Origin of the sequence: Peribacillus sp. Hz7 (assembly GCF_042136355.1) — a bacterium.
In the GTDB taxonomy this organism is placed as follows: domain Bacteria; phylum Bacillota; class Bacilli; order Bacillales; family DSM-1321; genus Peribacillus; species Peribacillus asahii_A.
Genome location: NZ_JBHHJV010000014.1, coordinates 1 through 24,202, shown reverse-complemented (window position 1 = coordinate 24,202; position 24,202 = coordinate 1). Strand labels below are relative to the sequence as shown.

Sequence of the window (24,202 nt, the reverse complement as noted above, 5' to 3'; positions counted from 1 at the left end):
AAGTAAAAGGAGAGAAGATGATGAAAAGATCATATAGAGATGATAGTTTAGCTCTTCATACCGATTTATATCAAATTAATATGGCACAAGCTTATTGGAGTGATGGCATCCATCAAAGGAAGGCTGTATTCGAGCTGTACTTTAGAAAACTTCCCTTTGGAAATGGCTATGCTGTTTTTGCGGGGTTAGAAAAAGTAATTGAGTATATCAATCAGTTTGCCTTTAGTGATAGTGATATTGAATATTTACGCGATGAATTAGGATATAATGAAGAGTTTTTAACATATTTACGCAGTGTAAGATTTACAGGAACCATTCAGGGAATGAAGGAGGGGGAATTAGTTTTTGGAAATGAGCCTATTATGCGTATTGAAGCACCGTTGGCAGAAGCACAGCTCATTGAAACAGCCTTGCTTAATATCGTCAATTACCAAACATTAATCGCAACGAAAGCTTCTAGAATCAAACAAGTTGTAGGCGATGAAATAGCTATGGAATTTGGAACTAGAAGAGCTCAAGAGATGGAAGCCGCAATCTGGGGCACAAGAGCCGCTTTCATAGGGGGATTTGACGCGACAAGTAATGTTCGAGCGGGGAAATTATTTGGAATCCCTGTTTCAGGTACTCACGCTCATGCAATGATTCAAGCATATGGAGATGAATATATAGCTTTTCATAAATATGCAAGCTGTCATAAAGATTGTGTATTTTTAGTAGACACCTTTGATACGTTAAAGTCAGGGGTTCCAACTGCTATTCGAGTAGCCAAAGAGCTAGGAGATAAAATTAATTTTATCGGCATTCGGCTAGATAGCGGTGACCTGGCTTATCTTTCTAAGCAAGCTAGACAAATGTTGGATGATGCTGGTTTTACAGAGGCGAAGATTATCGCTTCTAATGATTTAGATGAATATACGATTATGAACTTAAAATCTCAAGGAGCAAAAATTGATAGCTGGGGAATCGGCACAAAGCTTATTACAGCGTATGACCAGCCGGCGCTTGGAGCTGTGTATAAATTAGTTTCAATTGAAGAGGAATCTGGAAACATGGTAGATACGATTAAAATTTCTGCTAATCCTGAAAAAGTTACAACACCCGGACTGAAAAAAGTGTACCGAATTATTAATCAAGCTAATAAACGCTCTGAGGGAGATTATATTGCTTTAGAAGAAGAACAGGTTCAAGAAGAAGAAAAATTAAAAATGTTCCATCCAGTCCATCCTTATATTAGTAAGTTTGTTACGAATTTTGAAGCAAGAAACTTGCATCATGACATATTTGTGAATGGAACATTAGTATATGAATTACCTGATATTTATGACATTCAACAATATACAAAAGACAGCTTACAGTTATTATGGGACGAATATAAACGCATTTTGCATCCAGAAGAATATCCGGTAGATCTTAGTACAAAGTGTTGGGAAAATAAAATGCAGCACATTGCTGCTGTGCAAGAAAAAGTAGCTAAGTTGAAAGAAACATAAAGGATAAGGAGGGGGAAGGATGAGTCCAGCAGCAACTAAATTATATTTTGAAAATTTAAATCCAGGTAAGGATGTCGATGCGTTATTTAAAGAGGGAGCCAGAATTGGCGTGTATGGTTCATCCTTTGATCCGATTACGAATGTGCATCTATGGACCGCGAATACAGTTCGTCATCGTAAAAAGTTAGATTTTGTCATCTTTTTGCCTTCCTCTCATAAACGAGTAGATAAGAAATTGCAAACATCTGATCAACATCGAGAAGAAATGGTCCGTTTAGCTATTAAGAATAAACAGACCTTCCTTTTAGATACGTATGAATTACATGTTTTACCTGGGAAGCAATATACGTACTATACGATGGAATATTTCAAAAAAACCTTTCCTAAAGCAGATCTTTTTTTCATTATGGGGGCGGATCTTTTAGTCGATATTGCTGAGGGGAAATGGAGGATGGATGAAAAATTAATTGCCAATAATCAATTTATTGTGATGGCTAGAAATGGAATTGATATATTAAAAACGATTAGTTCGTCAGCTTTGCTAAGAAATTATGATGATGGAAGATTTCAATTTTTAGATAAAGGCCTTGCAATGGAAATTAGTTCTACCTATATCCGAGAAGAACTAGCAAGAAATGGTGACCCGGAGTTTTTACTTCCAGATGAGTGTTATTCCTATATAAAGGAGCACAATTTATACCGCGAAATTTCGAGGTAAATGAATGCTATCAATAACAAAAGTACCAGATTACCTTTGGGGTTTCTGGTATTTTTTTATTTTTCGGGTGGGGTAAAGTGTTAGGATTAATTCATATAAACCGAATGTTTTTTATGGTATGATATCAAAATAAAGGTATTTATTATATATTTTAGGTAATATATGTTTAGAAATAAATCTACTCTACTAAAATCAGCACCTTGTATAACTACTCTGTTATTAAATTTAAAAAGAGCGTGGTACTATTGTTGAAGAAATTTAGATGGAAATTATTAATGATGATGACTCTCTTTTCAGTCCTTCTTATTTTGTTATTATCATTGGTTAATATGAATAGAATGAGCCAGGAATTAATAGAGGATCATGAGACCAAAATCGAATTGGTAGAAATGAATATTGTTCAGGTTTTAAAAGATTTAGATCAAGCCTATGCAATATTTGATAATAGCATTGCAAAGGTTATGGAAAACAACTCAATTGAGTTATTAGAACAATATGAGAAGAATAGCAACTTTAATGAGTGGAATTTCAAGGCATTAAAAAATGAATTAGGTATGGATGTATATATTATTAATAATGAAAATACCATTATTCATAGTAGCTTTCAAAAGGATATCGGTATTAATTTTAGTCAGTGTTGCAAAGAATTTTCAGAATTATTGGACGATAGGAGGATAAACGGAGGATTTACACATGATGGAGTGGATATTCAGCAAAAAACAGGAGAACTGAAAAAATTTAGTTATCTGCCGACAAAAGACCAGCAATATATCATTGAATTAGGATACGATTTAAAAAATGATGAAATTTTTAATAAGTTTAATTTTCTAAAAACAATTGAAGAGTTGAAAGAGAAGTATGAATTTATTGAGAACATAGCGATTTATAACAATGATGGATATTTAATAGGAGAATCTTCACCAGAAGGCAATCGATTAGGTGTGGATCGTAGAAAATATTTAGAGTGGCTAGAAGATGATGAAGATACGTTACTATTTAGCGATACATATAAGGGTAAAGATGTTGTCTATAAATATGTAAAATATCATTCGGCTGAGAGCAGAGGTCATTCCACAACTCGTTTAGTAGAGATTGTATACAATGAAGATGCCGTACAAGAGGAATTGTCAAAAAATAAGTTGGCATTTATCTTTCAGTTTGTAGGGACCTTAATCTTAGCCATTATCTTAGCCTTTTTAATAACAAAAATGGTGGCAAAACCGATGTATTTAGCTTTTCATGATGGACTCACGGGTTTAAAAAATCGAGCGGCATTTGAAAGTGAAGTCAATGAAGTTTTAATGAAGCATAAAAAGAAATTTGGAATGTTGTTATTAGATTTGGATAATTTTAAAGTAGTTAATGATGCACTGGGTCATGATAAAGGAGATATTTTATTAAAGTACGTGGCTGCGTATATGAAACAGACTTTGCCGGAAGGTACTTTTATTGCTAGGTTTGGTGGAGATGAGTTTGCTATAGTCATTGAAAATATAAGTGATCAGGAAGAACTTCAAAAAATAGCCTGCTCTATTATAGAAGCCTTCAATAGACCGTGGATAAATGATTGTGATAGCACATCAGAGTTACTTTCACAAGGGAATAAAATCCTTCATAGCAAGAACGTTACGGTTAGTGTGGGCGGTGTGTTATATCCAAATGATGGAACAGATTTAGAAGCACTTTATAAGCATGCTGATGATGCGTTGTACTATTCTAAATCATTGGGTAAAAATATGTATATGTATTACGGCGCGTTAGAGGAAAAGGAAAGAAGCCAACAATCATTGTGATAACATGAAAAGATGCCAGTGTGCCTTATCTTATGAAAAGGCATCTGGCACTTTTTTATTATTCTCCTGCTTCTTCAAATAGCTTTGCAATCTCAATAATGACATAGGTTGCTTTTATCATATTATCGACGGAAATGAATTCATATTTTCCGTGGAAGTTCTCGCCGCCTGTGAATATATTTGGTGTAGGCAGTCCCATATAAGATAATTGAGAACCATCTGTACCGCCGCGAATAGGTGAAATTTTTGGCTCGATGTTTAAATTTTTCATAGCTTGAGAGGCGATGTCGACAATTTCTTTAACGGGTTCGATTTTTTCTTTCATATTATAATATTGATCATTTAACTCAAGAAGAATACGATCTTGGCCGTATTTTTCACGCAACTCATCTACAATCTGTTTAATGAACTGTTTTCGTTCGTTAAATTGATTTCGATCAAAATCGCGAATAATGTAGGATAATTTTGTTTCTTCCACATCTCCGTTGAAAGAGAGAAGATGATAGAAACCTTCATATCCTTCTGTATATTCAGGTGCCTCGGCTATAGGCAGTTTGCTATGCAGCTCCATCGCAATTTTGGAAGAGTGGACCATTTTTCCTTTCGCTGTTCCAGGGTGGATATTCGTCCCTTTAATCGTAATCTTAGCACCCGCTGCGTTAAAGCTTTCGTATTCTAATTCACCGAGAGGACCGCCATCAACTGTGTAGGCAAATTTGGCGTTAAAGGCATCTACGTCAAATTTATGAGGGCCTCGACCGATTTCTTCATCAGGTGTAAAAGCTACACGGATTTTTCCATGTTTAATTTCCGGATGTTTTATTAAATAGTCCATAGCGGTCATAATTTCAGCAATCCCGGATTTATTATCGGCTCCAAGAAGTGTTGTTCCATCCGTTGTTATGAGTGTATGTCCGATATACTGAGAGAGTGAAGGGAACTCTTTCGGAGATAAAACGACAGAGAGTTCTTTATTTAAGGTAATCTCCTTGCCGTCGTAGTTTTCCACAATTTTCGGTTTTACATCTTTCCCTGTAAAATCAGTGGCTGTGTCCACGTGGGCTAAAAATCCAATCGTTGGTACTTGTTTCGTTGTATTAGAAGGCAGTGTGGCCATCACATATCCGTTTGTATCAATAGTCACGTCTTCCATGCCAATCGTTTTTAGCTCTTCCACTAATTGATTGGCAAGGATTAATTGTCCTGGAGTAGATGGACATGCTGCGTTTGCTTCATTGGATTGAGTGTCTATTTTTACATAGGAAGTGAATCGTTCGATTATTTCAGCTTTCAAGTTATTTCCTCCTTTTTCCTTCATGTGTTTATAGTACCACGTTTGGTGATAGATTATAAGCGACGGGGAGCAGTACGGTGAAGATGGGAGCAAGTGGATTCTGTAATGTAGATCTTAGAGAATATTTATCCTAATACATGAAATTCATTAACGATATTGTTTAATGAAAAAAATCCGAGGAGAAATTTACATTCTCTTCGGATTTTTTTGCCTGTCCATCATTAATTTAATTCTTTTGCAATATACGAAGAATGTACCCATCCAATTGTGCCATCCGTCAATTCGACTTTATACCATTTATTTGAGCTGTCCATCGTTAAAGTTCCATTTTCATTAAGCACTAAGTGGACATACGTATTCATATCTAGTGCAGTAATGACATCAGTTGAAGTGCTTGCACCTTTTCTGACTTTTAGATCATTTGCCGTTGTTCTACCTAAGTTTTGAACAGAGATATACTTTTTATACTCTACAAAGTTAATATCTTTGGTCCAGTAAATCTTATCTTCTACCATAACTTTCACCCAATAGTCATTTGCTTTTTCAAGTAAAGTAAAAGTAGAGCCTTTCTTTAGTGTTAATGCACGATCATTAGCCCCTTTGCTGCTAGAAAGGACTAAATCTTGATTGGCTTTTGCTTGGATGTTGTCCGGGAAAATATCACTGCCAATCGGAGTGGGTGGTGATGTTTGAATCTCTTTATCAGCTGCTGCTTTGCTGTAATAGGATTTATCATATGGCAAAATTGCTTGCATATGTCTTGCGATTCCTTTTCCCCAGTTTGGATCACTTGCATAATAGAAGTTCATTCCCTCACTATTAGCATCTAACCGTTTATTATTCAAATCCTTGGTACTGAAACCGAGATAAGCCCCTTTATAGCGGAAGCCTCCAGACACTTCATTCAAGTACGTAGCTTTCATTTGTTGTGCAATGTACATAATATTCTCATCGATGGAAGGGAAGCGATACGATGCGATATATGGACTGGCATCATATGAACCAAAACCAAATAAATTATTTTTGCCTAACGAAATTTGAGAGGTACCAAAAGCACTTTCATGGATTGCATGAGCAGCTAGGTAAAGAGCATTCACACCATATTTATTTCCTGCATCAATGAATACTTGACCTTTTCCTGTTAACACACTGACTTGTCCATGAGATGTATAATTTTTTTCAATATAGTCATCAATTTGTTTGGCTGTAACGAGCGATTTTGTACGTAAATCTATGAATTGATAACCTTCTCTACCGTTCATTGGATCACCCGTTCTCACTTGTTTTAATATATCGCTAGAAACATAACCTATATTTCCTGCGTTGTTTACTTGATACCATCCATTAGATGTTTTTTTTGTTGCGACAATGATTGTGTCTTTCGATATCGTATTTATAACAGATGAAGCTGCGTCAGGCTTTTGATGTAAGCTTACATCTATTGTTGTGACAAATGTAGTTTCTGGGATTATTTCTTCTGTTATGTCTATGTCAGAAGAGGAATCGGTACGTACATCTTGGCTGTTGATATATACATCTTGATTATTATACGAAATACGATACCATGTTTCGCCAAGACTGTTCTCTACCTTCTGCGTAGAAGCAAATCTATTATTGGCAGCAATGGTAGCTATTTTCTCCTTTGTAGAGTCGGCAGCGGCATATAGATTAGCTTCTTTTGTTGTTATGTAGAAAGTTTCGCTAGTGTCCGTATACGTATAGGTGATTTCATCAGCGTACTCAGAAAATTCCCCAATATAGACGTATCCTGTTTTTCCAGCATATCTTACACTATACCAATCTCCAATTCTCTTACTAGAGGAAATAATGGCATCCTTAGGGACTTGAACTAGCTTTTTATGGGCATTTCCATAAAATTCATACAAAAATGTGTCTTTTTTTGCCTTGTATTTTTTTTCTGAAAAAGAGGTGAAGGTGTTTTTCTTCACATCGCTGCTATTTACGTACATGGTTTTTCCTTTATAGGCAATACGATACCATGTTTGACCCGTACTATTAATGATCTTTTGTTTCGAATAAAAGCCATTATTACTTGAAACGGTTGCCACTTGTTTTTTCTTTGTGTCAGGTGTGGAGTATAGGCTTGTTCGTTTTTGAGTGAAAAAATAGGCTGTTTTGATCGTTGAATATTGATAATGTTCTTTTAAATACTTATTGCTGACCCAGCCTGCCTTCGTTATATTTTTCCCTTTCGATTTGTATGTATAAGATACTTTAGACCATGTCCCTTTCTTTTCAGTAGTCGTGACTATTTTTCCTTTTGGAATCGTAAGGATGAGTTTCGTTTTTGTGCTGGCCCCAGCTCGTAAATTTAAGTTAGCTGTTGTTTGATAGGAGGTTTTACTAATCTTTTCAGCAGAACTAGCTTCAACTGTGGTTATTCCTAGTGGCATCATAGAGACAGTTGGTACGCCTACCAAAATACTTGTTGATAAAATAAGTGTTTTTCCTAGTTTTTTCATTCTTTTCACCTTGCTTTCATATTAATCTTGCTTCGGTCATAATGATTGAAAAATAGCGTATATATAATAATTCGGACTTATTAGCGGAAGTTGTATAGATAGTAAGACCTATTCTATAGCAATATAGAAGACAAAGAGCAGGTATTGTTTCGATTAAATTCGTTCTTTCTATTAAGTTACCAAACTTTGGTTTTGGTTACTAGTTTTATGAAAAAATTTACTGTTTTTTAACAATCATAGAGAGGTGGATGAATAGGGGTAAAAAAGAGGGTGAATCAAAAGTATCTACTTTTGATTCACCCTCTTTTTATAATGGCTTTGTTACGGAACAATAATATCTATTAAGATAGCACGGCCGTTTTTTACTTTGACAATCGCCACTGCTGGTTTAGTGGAGGTCACAGCTTCGATTTCTTCCGCCTCTTTTTTTGGAGCGTAGTAATTATCTAGATTGTATTGAATATGAAATGACTCTGAAGGCGCAACTTCCATTTCATACGGAATATTTAAGGTGCCTTTTAGATAAACGCCGCTTGCTGGTTTTTTGTTTGTAACCTTTTTGACGTTGTAAATATCGTCGTTTCCTTTTTCTAATTGAACAAACACAGGAAGTATATCACCTTCTGATTTACGTTTGATTTCTTTCACAACAGAGTCAGATAATTGTTCTGGTGTTACTTGTTCAATTTCATAATACAAAGTAACATAACTGCCGCGAAACAAATCGGTCGGATCGATAGGCTCAGTTTTTAATTGAATTTCTTCTCCTGTTAAAGAGGTCCATGTAGGTGGAATTGCTAATCCAATTAAGAGTAAAACAGGAATCGAAAAGACTAGTATTCGCATGAAAAGGTTATTCTTCATGATTCGTCTCTCCTTTCTTTCGCTGATGCTCAAAGAAGAAGCCAAAACCGATTAGAATGATGCCGGCAATGATAAAAACAAGTGATTTTGGTAAGAAATCAAAGGAGAAATCCATGTAATAGCGTAAGATTAGTGCACAAATGATTGCAATGCTAATTAAGCTTCCTTTATTCACAAGATATAGAAGGAAAATAAGGTAGGCAATCGCAAAGATAATCGAATAATGATACGTAAGAAACAACGCTGTTATGCCGTGTAAAAGATGACCTTGTAAGTGGGTCATCTTTTGTACTTGTTCTGGAACAGGCAGATAGGCTAGGGCTAATCCGAGTACGAATAAAATTGAAAGAACAATTTCTTCCTCATAAGCATTAATTATTTTCGGCACGAATTCGAATAACAATAAGATAATTGTATTAATCGCTAGTGCATTTAAAGAGAAGGTGAAACGTTTTGGGAAACGGAACTCTTTTAACATCCAGTAAAGAGCCGGTAAAAAAATCAGAATGGCAAATGGATAAGCTGTTTCGTCTAAAAACATACTGCCATTTATATAGATGAATAATAAAAGTGTTGTAAAAAGTAAAATGAGTACATCTTTTAAATAATAACCAATAAGTATTGTTCCCAGTGCCCATAGGAGAAAGGAGTTATTAAAATTAATGCTAAGATTAAACATTTGTTCTACAAGGAAAATGCCCGCTCCAAAAATTAATAGTCCAATATAATGGAGGCTTCGAGCTGTTTTGGGATAGGTTGCTTCAAGACGAAGTCCAGCTTGTTGAAACCCAATGATACCAGCAATAATTAAGAAGAATTTAATTCCTTTATGGAGATACATCCAATTGCTGGCAACGAAACTTAAAACTCCGATTCCTAGAAGTAAGGCTCCGATTGTTAATACAATCTGAATAAAACTTGATCCCGGTTTTATTTCATACGTGTTTAAGATTTTCTCTTTTTCTTCAGATGAAATCACTCCTGCTGTTTCAAGGTAGTGCATTTCATGTGATAGAAATTCATAGTCCTTCTTTTTTACAGCTTTTTTGACCACATCATTCACTCCTTTCATCTTTAATTAGTATATCGGTTCTTTTGTAAAAATAGTTCATTTTTGGAAAAATATAAAATGGTACCTTGTAATGAACAGTAGCGTATGATATATTAAAATCAATGTATAAGATGTTGAAAGGTACTATACAATGAATAGTACTAAAGGGTTTAAAGAAAGAGGTGGTGAGATTGTGAACGTTCAGTTTAAAAAAGGGGTCTTGGAACTATGTGTCCTTGTTTTAGTGGATAAAAAAGATTGCTATGGTTATGAGCTGGTGCAAAAGATTTCCGATCAAATCGAAATTTCCGAAGGGTCGGTATATCCATTGTTAAGACGATTAACAAAAGAAGAATATTTCACAACGTATTTAAAGGAATCGACAGAAGGTCCGCCGCGTAAATATTATGCGTTAACCGACAAAGGCAGGAATTATCTTCACGAACTTTTGGCCGAATGGGTTCAATTTTCAAATGGTGTGAATCAATTAATAAAAGAAGGTGTAAATCATGAATAAAGAACAGTTTTTACATCAATTACAGTTGTCTTTAAGGAATATATCGGTAGAGGAGCGCCAAGAGATTCTACAAGATTATGAGGAATATTTTGCAATTGGTTTAGAGGAAGGAAAGACTGAAGAGGAAATTTCAAAGGCACTTGGTTCTCCTAAGCAAATCGCGAAAGAGCTAGTAGCTTCTGCGCGTATTGAAAAAGTGGAGCATTCAGCATCTGCCGGAAATATTATGCGTGCTGTTTGGGCGGTGATCGGGTTAGGCTTTTTTAACCTTGTGATTGTATTGGGTCCATTTATTGGGTTATTAGCTCTTCTTTTTGCTGGCTGGGTTGTTTCTTTATCGTTCATTCTTTCTCCATTAGGTGTGTTGTTTAATATGATAATGGGTGATTTTTGGTTGTTTGATGTATTTAGCGCTATCGGATTATGTGGAATCGGTATTTTTGTTGGAATTGGAATGTTATTCGCAACAAAGGCGTTAACCAAAGGGTTTATTCGCTATTTGCAATTTAATGTATCGCTTGTAAAAGGAGGGCTAAAGCATGATTAATATAAAAAAATTATCGATTATCGCTCTTATTTTGTTAGCAATTGGTGTTGTCGGAGGTCTTTTCACTTATCCTTCAACGATTGAAGCGGATGCAACGATGGAAGAAAAAATTATTAAAGAGGAATTTACGGCCTTGAAGGTAGATAGTGACAATGCAAGAGTAGAAATTATTCCTACAAAAGATTCTGCAGCTAAGATAGAGCTCGTGACGAAAGGATACAAAGGGAGCGAATCAACTTTTACAACAGAAGTAGAAGGAGACACCCTTTCCGTTTCATTTAAATTAAAAGAAAAATGGTTGTTTCGTTTTGGGTTTCATACCCAATCACAGCATTTAAAAATCTTTTTACCGGAAAAACAATATGAAGATTTTAACATTAAGAATGGAAATGGTGAAGTTCAAATCGATCAAATGAGGGTAAATAATCTACAAGTGAAAATAGCAAATGGAGAGATAGAATTAGATACGATTATGGCTAAGCGTGTGAACGTTGAGTCGGCGAACGGTGAAATTTACTTACAAGGTGTAGAAGGAGATATTATTGGATCTACAACGAATGGTGAAATTTTAGTTGAAACGAAAGACTTGGATCGCAGAATGCAATTAACAACTGCGAACGGAGAGATTATCGTTCGAACAGAAAAGGAACCGACCAACACGACATTTGATGTGGATGTTGCTATTGGAGACATTAATATTCTCGATAAATATGAAGGATCTACGGTAATTGGGAAAGGGAAATATGTTGTAAAATTAAGGACTACTACTGGTGAAATTACAGTTGCGAAATGAGATAGGTAATCATTTTTAGACGAAAAAACCGACCGATGAAGGTCGGTTTTTTCATTATGCGGCTTTTTGTTTCGTGGAATTATGATAATAATGGTTAAGCCATGCTCCGTAAAAGGATGCTAAAACTTGTTGGAATAGAGTACCGAGAATAACAGGCACAGCGACAGCAGCTGGGAAATAGGCAACAGCTAGAACAGCTCCTGCTGCGATATTTCGCATGCCGCCTGTATACATAACGCTGATAATTTCTTCCTTCTCGCATTTTAAGAACTTAGCAATCATCCAAGATAGAAGATAACCTGAAAAGGCAATAAGAAAGACCATGATGGCCATTTTGATAAGCTTGGCATCGACTTTACTTAAATAAGGAGCTACTTTTGCGCTGTTTAACGTCACACAAACACCGATAGCCATTTTTGAAAAAGGGGCTAGCTTTGGACCGAGTATTGGTTTGCTTTTCCCTTTGGTGACTTGGTTGAGCAGCATGGCAATCACAGAAGGAATAACGACCATGCCGATTAGCCCTTTCATTAAAGTCATCGTATCCATTTCGACTGATGTACCACTGAAGAAAGCGACACTGTATGGAACGATAATTGGTGATAATAAAGTGTCAATTAACACAATCGTAAGCGCTAAAACTGCATTTCCTTTGTAAATGGTGACCCAAAGTAAGCTAGTTACTCCAGTTGGAATGACAACACCTAACACTAATCCTGTAACCGTCAAGGAATCTCCAGGAAACACTAAATGTCCAAGTGCCCATGCCCAAACAGGCATAATGACGTGAAGAATTCCGAGCACAACAAGAATCGGCATTGGATTAGTTGCAATGTTCTTTAATGATTTGAAATTAGAACCTAGACTTCCCGTGAATGTAATAAAGGCAAAAACCCAAGGAACGAGGAAGACATAGGACTCTAAATAATAAGCGAAGATTACACCGAGTACAACACTAGCTGGCGTAATAATAGGCATCGCTTTTTCAAGAAAATGATTTAAATTCTGTAACAAGCGAGTCCCACCCCTGACAGTATATATAAAGAAAAAAGGAAGTTGCCTTCGTGAAATATTTCTTCTTTCAGACCAAGTTTACCATACCCATCTTATAATGCTAGGTCAGAATAGCAGCTAGTGAGAGTGGAATTATTTCCTGCTTGTTATTTTTGTAGTCCTGTCTCCAGAGAATGTTTGAAAAATCAAAGGAATAGCAAAAAGGGAAACAAAGTGAGACAAAACGAGACAACTGTCCCGTTTTGTCTCACTTTGTTTTTATTAAAAAATACATTCCTCTTTGATTTCAAGTTTTTTCACGTTGGCACATTATTTGCATTAATCTTTAATGAATCAACATTAAGGAGGCTGGAAAATGGAAACGATCCAAAATAAAGAAGTGAAGTTATCTCAGGAAAAAGCGTATTGGATGTATAAAAAAATGCTGGAAATCCGTCAATTTGAAGATAAAGTTCATGAGCAATTTGCAAAAGGGATTTTACCAGGCTTCGTTCATTTATATGCGGGAGAGGAAGCTGTAGCTGTTGGTGTTTGTGCCCACCTTAATGAAAAAGATAGTATTACAAGTACTCATCGGGGTCATGGTCACTGTATTGCAAAAGAATGTGATTTAAATGGGATGATGGCTGAAATTTACGGCAAAGTAACCGGGCTGTGCAAAGGAAAAGGCGGCTCCATGCATATTGCTGATTTAGATAAAGGAATGTTAGGGGCGAATGGCATTGTTGGAGGAGGCTTTCCTCTTGCTTGCGGTGCAGCATTAACGGCTAAATATAAAAAGACTGACAATGTAAGCGTTTGCTTCTTTGGTGATGGTGCCAATAACCACGGGACTTTCCATGAGGGGATTAATCTTGCGGCGATTTGGAAACTACCTGTTATCTTTATTGCGGAAAACAATGGCTATGGAGAAGCCACTCCATTCAGTTATGCATCTAGTTGTAAAACGATAGCTGACCGGGCGATTGGCTATAATATCCCTGGTGTTCGCGTGGATGGAAAAGATGTCATGGCTGTTTACAAGGCGGCGGAAGAGGCTGTTCAAAGAGCGCGAAGAGGAGAAGGACCTACATTAATTGAATGCGTAACCTATCGAAATTATGGCCACTTCGAGGGAGATGCTCAGAAATATAAAGTAGACCAAGAGAAGAAAGAACATAAGCAAGAGAAAGATGCCATTGTACAATTTAGAAACTATTTATTGGATCAGCAGCTCTTATCTGAAAAAGAATTGATTTCTCTTGAAAGTTCAGTAGAAAAAGCAATTGAACAAGCGGTGAAGTTCAGTGAGGAAAGTCCTTATCCAGAGGCAGACGATTTACTAAAAGATGTATATGTATCCTATTAAACATTGAAAGGGAGGAATGGGGAATGAGTAGAAAAATTAGTATGTCTCAAGCGATTAATGAAGCGATGGCGATTGCGATGAGAAGGGATGAAGATGTCATTCTCATGGGAGAAGATGTAGCTGGCGGTGCGGAAGTCGATCATCTACAGGACGATGAAGCATGGGGTGGTGTATTAGGAGTTACAAAGGGGTTAGTGCAAGAATTTGGTCGAGAGCGAATTTTAGATACACCGATTGCGGAAGCAGGCTATATGGGAGCGGCGATGGCAGCTGCTTCTACTGGGCTGCGTCCGATTGCTGAGCTTATGTTTAATGATTTTATTGGGAGCTGTTTGGATGAAGTCTTAAACCAGGGCGCCAAGTTCCGCTATATGTTCGGAGGGAAAGCACAGGTGCCGGTTACAGTCCGTACGATGCACGGTGCCGGGTTTAGAGCAGCCGCTCAACATTCACAAAGCTTATATGCATTGTTTACGAGTATACCAGGATTGAAAGTAGTTGTACCATCTACACCTTATGATGCGAAAGGGTTGTTACTTGCAGCAATTGAGGATAATGATCCTGTCATCTTTTTTGAAGATAAGACGCTTTATAATGCAGTGGGTGAAGTACCAGAGGGCTATTACACAATTCCGCTTGGAAAAGCAGAGGTCAAGAGGAAAGGTTCAGATTTGACTATCGTTGCAATTGGAAAGCAAGTTCAAACGGCTCAGCAGGCTGCAGAACAGCTGGCTAAGAGAGGGGTTGAAGTGGAAATCGTTGATCCGCGCAGTTTATCACCTTTAGATGAAGATACGATTCTATCTTCTGTTGCAAAGACAAATCGATTGATTGTGATAGACGAGGCGAACCCAAGGTGCAGTATAGCTACTGATATTGCAGCATTAGTTGCGGATAAAGGCTTTGATACGCTCGATGCTCCAATCAAACGAATTACTGCACCACATACGCCGGTACCATTTTCTCCACCGCTAGAGGATATTTATTTACCAACACCAGAAAAAGTGATCAAGGTTGTATCAGAGTTATTAGGAGAACCATCAATTCTTGGAGTATAAGAAAAAACATAAGGCACTAACTTGTTAGTGCCTTATGACTAAGTAAAGGGAGGAATGCAGTATGGCAGTAGAAGTAGTAATGCCCAAATTAGGTATGGCTATGAAAGAGGGCGTCGTTTCCGAATGGAATAAGGGAGTGGGAGATTCTGTTGAAAAGGGTGAATTAATTGCTAGTATTAATTCCGAAAAAATAGAAATGGATATTGAATCCCCGGCAGAAGGAACATTACTAAATATTGCTGTACCAGAAGGGCAAGGTGTTCCGCCTGGAACGGTAATTTGTTATATCGGCAATACAAATGAAAAAATAGTGACGAAGGAGTCCGATACTCAAACAAATAAAGTAGAAACGGAACAGACTGAAATATCCAACACTTCAGAGCTATCAGGTCTTCCGATTAGTAAAACGAATGATCGCGTGAAGATTTCCCCGGTTGCCCGGAAAATTGCACAGGCCGCTAATCTTGATATTAGTAAGATTCAAGGTACTGGACCAGGAGGACGAATTACGAAAGAAGATGTACAGGAAGCCATTAAGAAACTAGAGTCCGAGCCCCTAATTCAACAAGAAAGAACGATTTCTCCCCAAGCATCTGTAGAGAAGAGAAAAGAAATGTCTGTTACCGGCATGCGTAAAGTCATTGCTGCACGTATGAAGGATAGCTTACAAAATAGTGCTCAATTAACGATTACGCTAAAAGCTGATGTAACAGATTTAATTCAATTACAGAAGCAATCTGCAAAAATCATTCAAACCGATGATGAAAATAAAATTACTATCACAGACTTTATTGCTAAAGCAGTTGTACTTTCATTGCAAGAGCATCCGCAAATGAACAGCGCTTATATAGATGAAACAATTCATTTGTTTGAGTCTGTTCATATTGGTATAGCTGTTGCTTTAGAAAAAGGGTTAGTTGTTCCAGTGATAAGAAATGCGGAAGCTTGTACAGTTCGACAGCTAGCGAAAAAAGGGAAGGAACTTGCTAAGCGTGCTCGTGAAGGGCAGCTTCCTAGCGAAGAAATGACTGGTTCTACTTTTACGATTAGCAATCTTGGTTCATACGGTGTTGAGCACTTTACTCCAATTTTGAATACACCTGAAACAGGAATTCTAGGTGTAGGAGCTGCTTATGATGCTCCTGTTTATATCGGAGAAGAATTGAAGCGAAGAACTCTTTTGCCGCTTAGCTTAACGTTCGATCATCGCGTACTGGATGGAGCGCCTGCTTCAGCCTTTTTCCGAACAGTGAAACGATACTTAGAACAGCCATTGACGATGCTTTTATAGAAAGGGGGAAGCAATTCTGTGAAACCGATAGCCGTTATAGGAGGGGGACCTGCTGGGTATGTAGCAGCAATTACTGCTGCCCAGCAGGGACAAAATGTACTGTTAATAACAGAGGGGCCGCTAGGAGGAACTTGTTTAAATGAGGGGTGTATGCCCACTAAAGCTTTATTGGAAAGTGCCGATACGTATGAATTGGTCAAAAACGCAGAGAATTTAGGAATTCGTCTTTCTTCTTCCATTGAGATAGAGTGGAATGTCGTACAACAAAGGAAAGAAGAAATTGTTACAACGCTTGTTCAAGGCATTCAATATTTAATGAAAAAGAATAAAATTCGCGTTATTCAAGGAAGCGCATCTTTCATAACGAATCAACGATTAAGGATTGACAATAGTGAACAACAAGAAGAAATCGAAGTAAGTAAAGTCATTGTTGCTTCCGGGTCAGAACCAATCTCTTTACCGTTTGCACCGTTTGATGGAGAGTGGGTGATTCATAGTGGTCAATCGATGTCGCTTCCATCGATTCCTTCCTCTCTTTTGATTATTGGAGGAGGTGTAATTGGCTGCGAGTTTGCTAGTATTTATAGCAGGATGGGAACGAAGGTTACGATAGTTGAAATGGGAAAACAACTATTACCGAGTGAAGATCGAGATATTGCTGAAATATTACATAGGAAATTGGCGGATGAAGGTGTTACGGTTCATACCTCCACCTCTGTAACGGATTTGAACGTGGATAAAAAGCAAGTCCTTATACAACTTCAGGATGGTATTATTCAAGAGTTGCAGGCAGATTATGTACTTGTTGCAATTGGAAGGAAACCAAGAGTACACGGCTTAGGTTTGGAGGAAATTGGGGTGGATTTCTCTAAGCAAGGAATAGCTGTCGATGAATATATGCAGACTAACATTCCTTCTATTTATGCTTGCGGTGATGTGATCGGTGGAATTCAGCTTGCACATGTCGCTTTTCACGAAGGTAGAGTGGCAGCTCTGAATGCCTGCGGTCAAGCTGAAATAGTAAATTATCGTGCAGTCCCTCGCTGTATTTATACTTCTCCTGAGATTGCTAGTGTAGGTTTGACGGAAGAACAGGCGAAACAGCAATATGGAGATATTAAAATAGGAGAATTTCCGTTTTCCGCAAATGGAAAAGCACGAATTTCTAATGAAACGATTGGAAAAGTAAAGGTTTTAGTAGAGCCTCAATACAATGAGATACTTGGCATTTCCATTGTAGGTCCTCATGCAACGGAATTAATTGGCCAAGGAACGATTATGTTACATGCCGAAATCACGACAGATGTGTTGGAAAACCTTATAATGGCTCATCCTACATTGTCCGAATCAATTCACGAAGCATTGCTTAGTACGAGCGGGAATGCTGTACATGTTTGATTGATAATCATTATTTTAAGGGGGAATTTATATGGTTACTAGTCAAAGAATCGCAATTGTGACTGGCTCAGGTCGCGGGATTGGTCGTGCTATTGCGTTACGTCTAGCTCAGGATGGATTAAATGTGGTCATCAACGATGTTAATTTAGACAACGCTGAATCTGTAGTAAGTGAAATCAAGGAACTTGGCCGTGAAAGCTTCGCTGTCCAAGCTGATGTTAGTAACAGAAATGAAGTTTTTCATATGGTTAATCAAGTTGTCGAGCGTTTTGGACAATTGGACGTTATGGTTTCAAATGCAGGAATTGCCCAAATCAAACCTTTACTTGAGGTAACGGAAGAGGATTTGAATCAAATATTTAATATAAATGTGAATGGTGTTCTATATTGTCTTCAAGCTGCTGCAGAACAGATGAAAAAACAAAAAGGCGGAAAAATCATTAATGCAGCTAGTATTGCGAGCTATAAAGGATTCAGCCTGTTAGGTACTTACTCGGCTACTAAATTTGCTGTTAAAGGTCTTACGCAGGCTGCAGCACAAGAGTTGGCACAGTTTGGGATTACAGTGAATGCCTATTGTCCGGGAATTGTCGGCACACAAATGTGGGATTTAATCGATGAGAAAATGGGACATTATATGGGGCTGGAAAGAGGAGAGGCATTTAAAAAGTTTTCTGAATCGATTACACTTGGGCGACCTGAGACACCTGAAGATGTTGCAAAGTTTGTGTCTTATCTTGCTTCAACAGACTCGGATTACATGACAGGGCAAGCTGTTATGATTGACGGAGGAGTCATTTTTTCATAGAAAAATAAAAATAGTATAAATCAAACTTGTATTTTCATAGAGAGCTTCGCGTTTAATTTTTTTACGTGAAGCTTTTTATTATGAACTTCTTTTGAATTGAACTGGTAAAATATTGTAGGTATGTACATAATCTCATATAATATTAGAATAAGCCTCTATAACAAATATTCATTTTATACTCCATATTTTTGCATTAAATAATACCACTCAATTCGTATTGTGAACGTTTATCAAATGATTAGAGGAGGATATATGCTAGCATCTACTTCTACTTTTAATAATTTGAGTACATGGAAACGTTTCATTAGTGAAGGGGTTCTCGATTCGGCACGTTTAAATAAGCAAATTGAGGAATCCTGGTACCGCTGCAGACAAGAACAAGTGAATCCATATTTAAGGGAAGGTAACTCTGTTTTAACAAATGAGTTACTAACCGTACAAAGAGAAAAAAACGCATTGCTTATGGAAATAGCGTTACCTCATTTGGCAAGAATGAACCCGTTGATTAAGGAATCTGGAATGATAGCATTATTAGTTGATTCAGATGGATATGTTTTATCTCTTTCAGGAAATGAAAAAACATTGGACGATGCGAGAAAAATCAATTTTGTGGAAGGGGTACGCTGGACAGAGGAAGAAGTAGGAACAAATGCAATTGGAACAGCCTTGCAAACAGGAGAAGCAGTGATGATCAATGGGATGGAACATTATGCTATTGCCTCTCATAAATGGAGTTGTTCAGCTATGCCCATTTATAATGAAAAGGGCATTGTGATGGGGCTTGTCAACCTTTCATGCCCTATTACTCATTCCCACCCGTATATGCTAGGGACGGTTGCATCTATGGCGTACACAATTGAAGAGGAGATTAAAATACGCTCCTATAGAAATGAATTAGCCTTTATCCAGCACGCTATCAAATTGGCAGATTATTATTGTAATCGTCATTTTATTGTTTGTGATCAAAACGAAATGATTGTTTCTGCCAGCAAACTAGTTCGACAAAAGGTTCCTAAATCCATTGGAATGAGACTTGAAGACTTCTTACAATATGGATACCAAATCGAGTTAGAAAGTACGTCGCTTCTCACAGAAGGTATAGAAGTATCAGGAAAATGCTTGTTTTTAGTAGAGAAAGAGGCAAGTGCTTCAAATAGGCTGTTTTCTGCTAAAACATTTCATTTTGAAGGGGAGACGGGAATTAGTGAAACCTTTCAAAATACAATCAAACAAGTAAAACAAGTGGCACCGACAGAAGCTAGCGTTTATTTATACGGAGAAACAGGTGTGGGCAAAGAGCTTGTTGCTAGAGCAATTCATGAAAATAGTTCACGTAAAAATGGGCCGTTTATTGCGTTAAATTGTGGAGCTATTCCAAAGGATTTAATGGAAAGTGAACTGTTTGGTTACGTGGAAGGGGCTTTTACAGGTGCGAAGCGTCAAGGATATAAAGGGAAGTTTGAACAGGCGAATGAAGGGACTCTGTTCCTTGATGAAATTGGTGAAATTCCGCCAGCTATGCAGGTGGCGTTATTACGCGTGTTGCAGGAAAGAAAGGTAGTTCCGCTTGGAGGGAATAAAGAAATCCCTTTAAATATTCGGATTATTACTGCAACACATCGTAACCTGAATGAATTAGTTAACGAGGGAACCTTCCGCCAAGATTTATATTATCGTTTAAATGTCTATCCTATATATATTCCTTCTTTGCGGGAAAGAAGGGAGGATCTGCCTCTTCTCGCTTCTTACATTTGTCAACAAAATAATTGGAACCTCCCATTAACAGAGGAATTATTAGATAAATTGCGAAATTATCATTGGCCAGGGAATATAAGGGAACTGCAGAATGTTCTGCAACGATTATCTATTTTACTTTTAGATGAAGGGGTTGATTATTGGGAATTAATCCATTCTATGTATTCACTTGGTATCCTGCAACAAGTAGAGGAGCAAGTCTCGATGGAGTTTTTGGACTTAGAAAATCAGCTAACCATCCGGGAGAGAATCCAAAGAGACTTAATGCTTGAAGCGTTGCAAAGAACTAAAGGAAATGTTACAGCAGCGGCAAAATTAATAGATATCCCAAGAAGTACATTTTATAAACGACTCCAAAAATATGGTCTGTAGAATAATGGAAGAGTAAAAAGCCGTAATGAACTTTATTACGGCTTTTTAACATTGTGTAATTGTAAGTGACGGTTAGATTTTTAGCGTGTACAATAAAGTGAAACTTCTATCAGTGGGGGAGTTCCTTCATCCCCCACTGATGGTTAGTTGAACCAATCGGACCTTTACGGGCAGTTGTCCCCCACTCACCTTCTTTGGTTTCTCATAAGCTTGAGGCGGGGGTCTTACTGCCTGTTAAGTGTGGGATAAAGGGTGCGAAATATTGTTGAAATAGGATGTGCTAATAGATGAGAACGATTGATTCTTTTGAAATTTTAGATGGAAAAGCGATTAAGTATTTGGATGTCTTTGGTGTGCAAAATGATATCGCGCTTAAGAGTAAATATGAGGGAAAAACGTATTGGATTTACGATTACTACTGCATGCACCCGAATTGTAAGTGTGATGAAGTGTATCTAGAGTTTCTAGAAGAACAGAAAGGGAAACAAACAGCTGTTCAGCACTTTGGGGTGCGGATTTCGTTTGCAGATGAATCATTTGTTATTGAAGATTATAATTTTTCGAAGCAGAAGGCAACGGAAATTGTTGAGGATACGTTGAAATATAGCAAAGATGCTATTGAATTATTTAAAGTACGCTATGCTCAGATGAAAGAAAAAGGAACACAAATCATTGTTGACCAAGCGAATGCTGCACGTCAACCGGTCGTTAATGGAGAGGTAACAGGCAGAAATGAACCATGTCCATGTGGCAGCGGAAAGAAATATAAGAAATGCTGTGGCAAAGCATAAAAGAGGTGAGGCAGAAACTTTAGGGTTTCTGTTTTTTTATGGACTTTATTAAGTGAAGAAATGAGCCTCCTCCATATCTAATATCAATAGGTTAAAGGATTTCAACTTAAGTAAAATTTAAGGTTGTTTTGTTAAAGTGAAAGATATGAAAGATAGAAGGCGTAGGAGGGGGTAGATTGATTACAGAGAAATCTGTAGGATCAGCTGCAAAAGTAATGCTTGCTTGTTCACTAATAGGAATGTCGTTATTTACATATATTCCTGCTGTACAAGCAGTTGAAGAGAGTGAGCAAGTTAATGTCAGTCAAGTATTATCTACATTGAAAGTGGGGAGTAAGAATCTAGATGTATCTTCAGGAGCATTGATGTATAAAGAAACGGTAGACTATGATGTTGAAGAAATCGAAATTCTTACAGCAAGTGAAAATAGTGATGCAGTCGTTACGATAAACGATACAAAAATAACAAACGGAAAGTCAGAAGCTTTCTTACTCAAAACGGGTGTAAATACTTTTACGATTACAGTTAGTGACGATGAAGATTCGCAAACAATGTATACAGTAGAAGTGGAGAGAGAAAAAAGTGACAACGCCTTATTAAAGAACCTTAACTTATCAAAAGGGTTCCTTTCTTTTGATAATAAATTAACGTCTTACAAAATGACTGTAGCGAATGAAGTAGATGCATTGACAGTGACACCAGAAGTACAAGATGAATCAGCAAGTGTCGGTGGAGCAACGATTGAGTATGAAGGGGAAAGTAGTGCCACGGTCAAAATTAAAGACAAAGCAAAAATAGCGATATCGGTTGGTGTGACAAAGGATAATAATCGAAGAACATACGTGTTGATCTTTGAAAAAGATATCGATGTTGAAATGGATGAGGAAGAAACGGTTGGTGATGTAGCAGCTGAAACGGAGCAAGCAGAAGAGACCAATGCTTTAGAGACGACTTCGAGTGATAGAGCATCCATAAATAATTTAAGAAGCAATAGTCGGCAAATAATTGAAACACAGTCAACGGAATCTCTTTCGTTTTTAGGGAGGGTTCAATCATTTTTTCGTTCAATATTTCAATAGAATAAAGGATGAATTTATTATGAAAAACAGGGGCTTTTACAGTTTCTGTTTTTCTTTGTACCTTTTTTACATACATGCAGGATGAATACGAAAAATATAGAAGACGATTTTTTATTGAAATTAATAACGAACTATTATATACTAACTTACATAAAGTAACTAAAAAGAAATGAGGAATATAGAATGAACTTTCATAGCAAGCCTCATACGTATGTTGGGCAAGTGCATTTATTAGTGAGTGATTTAGAACGGAGCATCACATTTTATAAAGAAATGATTGGTTTTCAAGTATTAGAGCAAACAAAGAATCAGGCAGTATTAACGGCAGATGGAACAACACCGCTATTAACAATTGAGCAGCCAGAGGGGGTGCAGCCGAAGCAGCCGCGTACAACAGGGTTATACCACTTTGCACTTCTTTTACCTAATAGAAAAGAGTTAGCGAAAGCACTTCTGCATCTGTTACAAAATCGTTACCCGATGCAAGGTGCTTCTGATCATTCCGTTAGTGAGGCGCTTTATTTAGCGGATCCGGATGGAAATGGCATTGAAATTTATCGAGATCGTCCAGCTGATATGTGGAATTGGCAAGATGATCAAGTGTTTATGGATACAAGACGTCTAGACGTTGAGAGTTTATTAGCAGAAGCAGAGGGAGAAGTATGGACTGGTCTGCCAAAAGAGACAGTTATGGGACATATCCATTTACATGTGGCAGATTTACGGGCAACAGAAGAGTTTTATATACAGGCTCTTGGTTTCGATATTGTTCTTCGTTATGGCCCACAAGCATTATTTACTTCTACAGGTCGTTATCATCATCATATCGGCTTAAATGTTTGGAATGGTGTTGGTGCTCCGGCTCCAAAGCCAAATAGTGTCGGGATGAAGTATTTTACACTGCTTCTTCCAAATGAAGAGGCACGAGTGGCGACTGTAGCAAGGCTTCAGCAGTTAGGTGCGTATGTCGTAGAAAAGAACGGTATTACAATTACGAGAGATCCCTCAGGAAACAAGGTTCATTTATTAGTGTAGGGATAAATCAGCATTGTTAGGCGAAAAATTAACAGTGTTCTATCAAAAGTTTTTTGAGAAAAAGGATATCCCTGTATGCAGGTCCTATACTCATCAAATCCAGGTTCAAAAGCCCTCGGCTTTTGAACCTTTTATCTATGGTATATGTCCAATTAGGATTGTTCTTCTTGTTATTCATAAAAAGATATTGACTTTCTTATATCGAAATAGTAACATTATAATTCCTTTTAAGGAGTGCTAAACAAGCAGATTAGTTCTTTTTAATAGGCTGTAGAGAAATTAGTTTTAATTAAGGTGTTTTTTATGGTTGGTTGTGTGGTGAAAAAACATTTTTGAAAAGATGTTGACTTCTTTATATTAAGATAGTAATATTGTAATTCCCGTTAAGGGGTTGTGAGTCAACAAAAATGAATGTTTAAGTTGCTTTGATTGTTAAATAAAAAACAAAAAAAGATGTTGACTAATATTGAAACGTTATGTTATGATATTGAAACGTCGTTAAGACATGGTTCTTTGAAAACTAAACAAAACAGAAACGCCAACGTTAATTTTTAAAGTGAGTACACACTATAAAAAAGTACAACATGAGCAAGTCAAATTCTATCGGAGAGTTTGATCCTGGCTCAGGACGAACGCTGGCGGCGTGCCTAATACATGCAAGTCGAGCGAATCAATGGGAGCTTGCTCCCTGAGATTAGCGGCG

Annotated in this window: 19 protein-coding genes, 1 rRNA gene and 1 pseudogene; 16 read left to right on the top strand and 5 right to left on the bottom strand. The window is 37.2% G+C overall.

The window, feature by feature from the left end; translation table 11 throughout:
- Positions 1-20: 20 nt before the first annotated feature.
- The 3 genes from ACE199_RS16700 to ACE199_RS16690 all read left to right on the top strand — a co-directional run bounded on the left by ACE199_RS16700 (position 21) and on the right by ACE199_RS16690 (position 4,001).
- Positions 21-1,490: a nicotinate phosphoribosyltransferase gene (locus ACE199_RS16700; protein ID WP_375350834.1), complete on the top strand. Its 1,470-nt coding sequence runs from the start codon at positions 21-23 to the stop codon at positions 1,488-1,490.
- Between the two features lie 19 nt (positions 1,491-1,509).
- Positions 1,510-2,208, top strand: a complete 699-nt coding sequence (gene nadD / locus ACE199_RS16695) for a nicotinate (nicotinamide) nucleotide adenylyltransferase (RefSeq protein ID WP_375350833.1) — start codon at positions 1,510-1,512, stop codon at positions 2,206-2,208.
- 248 nt (positions 2,209-2,456) lie between these two features.
- On the top strand, positions 2,457-4,001 hold the full coding sequence (locus ACE199_RS16690; protein ID WP_375350832.1) for a diguanylate cyclase domain-containing protein: 1,545 nt from the start codon (positions 2,457-2,459) through the stop codon (positions 3,999-4,001).
- Between the two features lie 58 nt (positions 4,002-4,059).
- On the opposite strand, the gene pepT is transcribed toward ACE199_RS16690, so the two are convergent.
- From pepT to ACE199_RS16670, 4 genes are all read right to left on the bottom strand, one after another.
- Positions 4,060-5,295, bottom strand: coding sequence for a peptidase T (gene pepT / locus ACE199_RS16685; protein WP_252292813.1), 1,236 nt, complete (start codon positions 5,293-5,295; stop codon positions 4,060-4,062).
- A 221-nt stretch (positions 5,296-5,516) separates the two neighbouring features.
- Positions 5,517-7,778, bottom strand: a complete 2,262-nt coding sequence (locus ACE199_RS16680; protein ID WP_375350831.1) for an SH3 domain-containing protein — start codon at positions 7,776-7,778, stop codon at positions 5,517-5,519.
- Positions 7,779-8,099: 321 nt separating this feature from the next.
- Positions 8,100-8,642, bottom strand: coding sequence for a GDYXXLXY domain-containing protein (locus ACE199_RS16675; RefSeq protein ID WP_375350829.1), 543 nt, complete (start codon positions 8,640-8,642; stop codon positions 8,100-8,102).
- On the bottom strand, positions 8,632-9,696 hold the full coding sequence (locus ACE199_RS16670; protein WP_375350828.1) for a DUF2157 domain-containing protein: 1,065 nt from the start codon (positions 9,694-9,696) through the stop codon (positions 8,632-8,634). The genes ACE199_RS16675 and ACE199_RS16670 overlap by 11 nt, the downstream gene beginning before the upstream one ends.
- Positions 9,697-9,886: 190 nt before the next feature.
- Here ACE199_RS16670 and ACE199_RS16665 point away from each other — a divergent pair, with 190 nt between their 5' ends.
- From ACE199_RS16665 to ACE199_RS16655, 3 genes are read left to right on the top strand one after another with little or no spacing between them, the layout of a single operon-like run.
- Positions 9,887-10,210, top strand: coding sequence for a PadR family transcriptional regulator (locus ACE199_RS16665; RefSeq protein WP_119115954.1), 324 nt, complete (start codon positions 9,887-9,889; stop codon positions 10,208-10,210).
- Positions 10,203-10,757, top strand: coding sequence for an HAAS signaling domain-containing protein (locus ACE199_RS16660; protein WP_375350826.1), 555 nt, complete (start codon positions 10,203-10,205; stop codon positions 10,755-10,757). Before ACE199_RS16665 ends, ACE199_RS16660 begins: the two co-directional genes overlap by 8 nt.
- Positions 10,750-11,550: a DUF4097 family beta strand repeat-containing protein gene (locus ACE199_RS16655; protein ID WP_375350825.1), complete on the top strand. Its 801-nt coding sequence runs from the start codon at positions 10,750-10,752 to the stop codon at positions 11,548-11,550. The genes ACE199_RS16660 and ACE199_RS16655 overlap by 8 nt, the downstream gene beginning before the upstream one ends.
- A gap of 54 nt (positions 11,551-11,604) precedes the next feature.
- On the opposite strand, the gene ACE199_RS16650 is transcribed toward ACE199_RS16655, so the two are convergent.
- Complete coding sequence (locus tag ACE199_RS16650; RefSeq protein ID WP_375350823.1) at positions 11,605-12,564, bottom strand: bile acid:sodium symporter family protein; 960 nt, start codon at positions 12,562-12,564, stop codon at positions 11,605-11,607.
- 355 nt (positions 12,565-12,919) lie between these two features.
- Between ACE199_RS16650 and ACE199_RS16645 the strand changes: the two genes are divergently transcribed.
- The 10 genes and pseudogenes from ACE199_RS16645 to ACE199_RS16600 all read left to right on the top strand — a co-directional run.
- Entirely contained in the window at positions 12,920-13,912 is a 993-nt protein-coding gene (locus ACE199_RS16645) for a thiamine pyrophosphate-dependent dehydrogenase E1 component subunit alpha (protein ID WP_127758926.1), read from the top strand.
- A 23-nt stretch (positions 13,913-13,935) separates the two neighbouring features.
- Positions 13,936-14,970, top strand: a complete 1,035-nt coding sequence (locus ACE199_RS16640) for an alpha-ketoacid dehydrogenase subunit beta (protein WP_375350822.1) — start codon at positions 13,936-13,938, stop codon at positions 14,968-14,970.
- Between the two features lie 61 nt (positions 14,971-15,031).
- Positions 15,032-16,261 carry a dihydrolipoamide acetyltransferase family protein gene (locus tag ACE199_RS16635; RefSeq protein ID WP_375350821.1) on the top strand — a complete coding sequence of 410 codons (1,230 nt, stop codon included), beginning with the start codon at positions 15,032-15,034 and terminating at the stop codon, positions 16,259-16,261.
- An 18-nt stretch (positions 16,262-16,279) separates the two neighbouring features.
- The gene (gene lpdA / locus ACE199_RS16630; protein WP_375350820.1) at positions 16,280-17,659 is read left to right on the top strand and encodes a dihydrolipoyl dehydrogenase; all 1,380 of its coding nucleotides are present in this window, start codon (positions 16,280-16,282) and stop codon (positions 17,657-17,659) included.
- Positions 17,660-17,690: 31 nt separating this feature from the next.
- The gene (locus ACE199_RS16625) at positions 17,691-18,467 is read left to right on the top strand and encodes an acetoin reductase (protein ID WP_375350818.1); all 777 of its coding nucleotides are present in this window, start codon (positions 17,691-17,693) and stop codon (positions 18,465-18,467) included.
- Positions 18,468-18,719: 252 nt separating this feature from the next.
- Positions 18,720-20,594, top strand: coding sequence for a sigma-54-dependent Fis family transcriptional regulator (locus ACE199_RS16620; RefSeq protein WP_375350817.1), 1,875 nt, complete (start codon positions 18,720-18,722; stop codon positions 20,592-20,594).
- Between the two features lie 689 nt (positions 20,595-21,283).
- Positions 21,284-21,385: pseudogene (locus ACE199_RS16615) on the top strand (SEC-C metal-binding domain-containing protein); the annotation flags it as partial.
- Positions 21,386-21,561: 176 nt separating this feature from the next.
- Positions 21,562-22,464 carry a cadherin-like beta sandwich domain-containing protein gene (locus ACE199_RS16610; protein WP_375350816.1) on the top strand — a complete coding sequence of 301 codons (903 nt, stop codon included), beginning with the start codon at positions 21,562-21,564 and terminating at the stop codon, positions 22,462-22,464.
- 183 nt (positions 22,465-22,647) lie between these two features.
- Positions 22,648-23,499, top strand: a complete 852-nt coding sequence (locus ACE199_RS16605; protein WP_375350814.1) for a VOC family protein — start codon at positions 22,648-22,650, stop codon at positions 23,497-23,499.
- A gap of 600 nt (positions 23,500-24,099) precedes the next feature.
- Positions 24,100-24,202: ribosomal RNA gene (locus ACE199_RS16600) — 16S ribosomal RNA — on the top strand; the annotation flags it as partial.

Excerpts from the sequence above, each read along its gene's own strand:
- ACE199_RS16700 (WP_375350834.1), top strand. The coding sequence starts at position 21 with ATGAAAAGATCATATAGAGATGATAGTTTAGCTCTTCATACCGATTTA.
- nadD (WP_375350833.1), top strand. The coding sequence starts at position 1,510 with ATGAGTCCAGCAGCAACTAAATTATATTTTGAAAATTTAAATCCAGGT.
- ACE199_RS16680 (WP_375350831.1), bottom strand. The coding sequence starts at position 7,778 with ATGAAAAAACTAGGAAAAACACTTATTTTATCAACAAGTATTTTGGTA.
- ACE199_RS16675 (WP_375350829.1), bottom strand. The coding sequence starts at position 8,642 with ATGAAGAATAACCTTTTCATGCGAATACTAGTCTTTTCGATTCCTGTT.
- ACE199_RS16660 (WP_375350826.1), top strand. The coding sequence starts at position 10,203 with ATGAATAAAGAACAGTTTTTACATCAATTACAGTTGTCTTTAAGGAAT.
- ACE199_RS16655 (WP_375350825.1), top strand. The coding sequence starts at position 10,750 with ATGATTAATATAAAAAAATTATCGATTATCGCTCTTATTTTGTTAGCA.
- ACE199_RS16645 (WP_127758926.1), top strand. The coding sequence starts at position 12,920 with ATGGAAACGATCCAAAATAAAGAAGTGAAGTTATCTCAGGAAAAAGCG.
- ACE199_RS16640 (WP_375350822.1), top strand. The coding sequence starts at position 13,936 with ATGAGTAGAAAAATTAGTATGTCTCAAGCGATTAATGAAGCGATGGCG.
- ACE199_RS16635 (WP_375350821.1), top strand. The coding sequence starts at position 15,032 with ATGGCAGTAGAAGTAGTAATGCCCAAATTAGGTATGGCTATGAAAGAG.
- ACE199_RS16625 (WP_375350818.1), top strand. The coding sequence starts at position 17,691 with ATGGTTACTAGTCAAAGAATCGCAATTGTGACTGGCTCAGGTCGCGGG.
- ACE199_RS16620 (WP_375350817.1), top strand. The coding sequence starts at position 18,720 with ATGCTAGCATCTACTTCTACTTTTAATAATTTGAGTACATGGAAACGT.
- ACE199_RS16605 (WP_375350814.1), top strand. The coding sequence starts at position 22,648 with ATGAACTTTCATAGCAAGCCTCATACGTATGTTGGGCAAGTGCATTTA.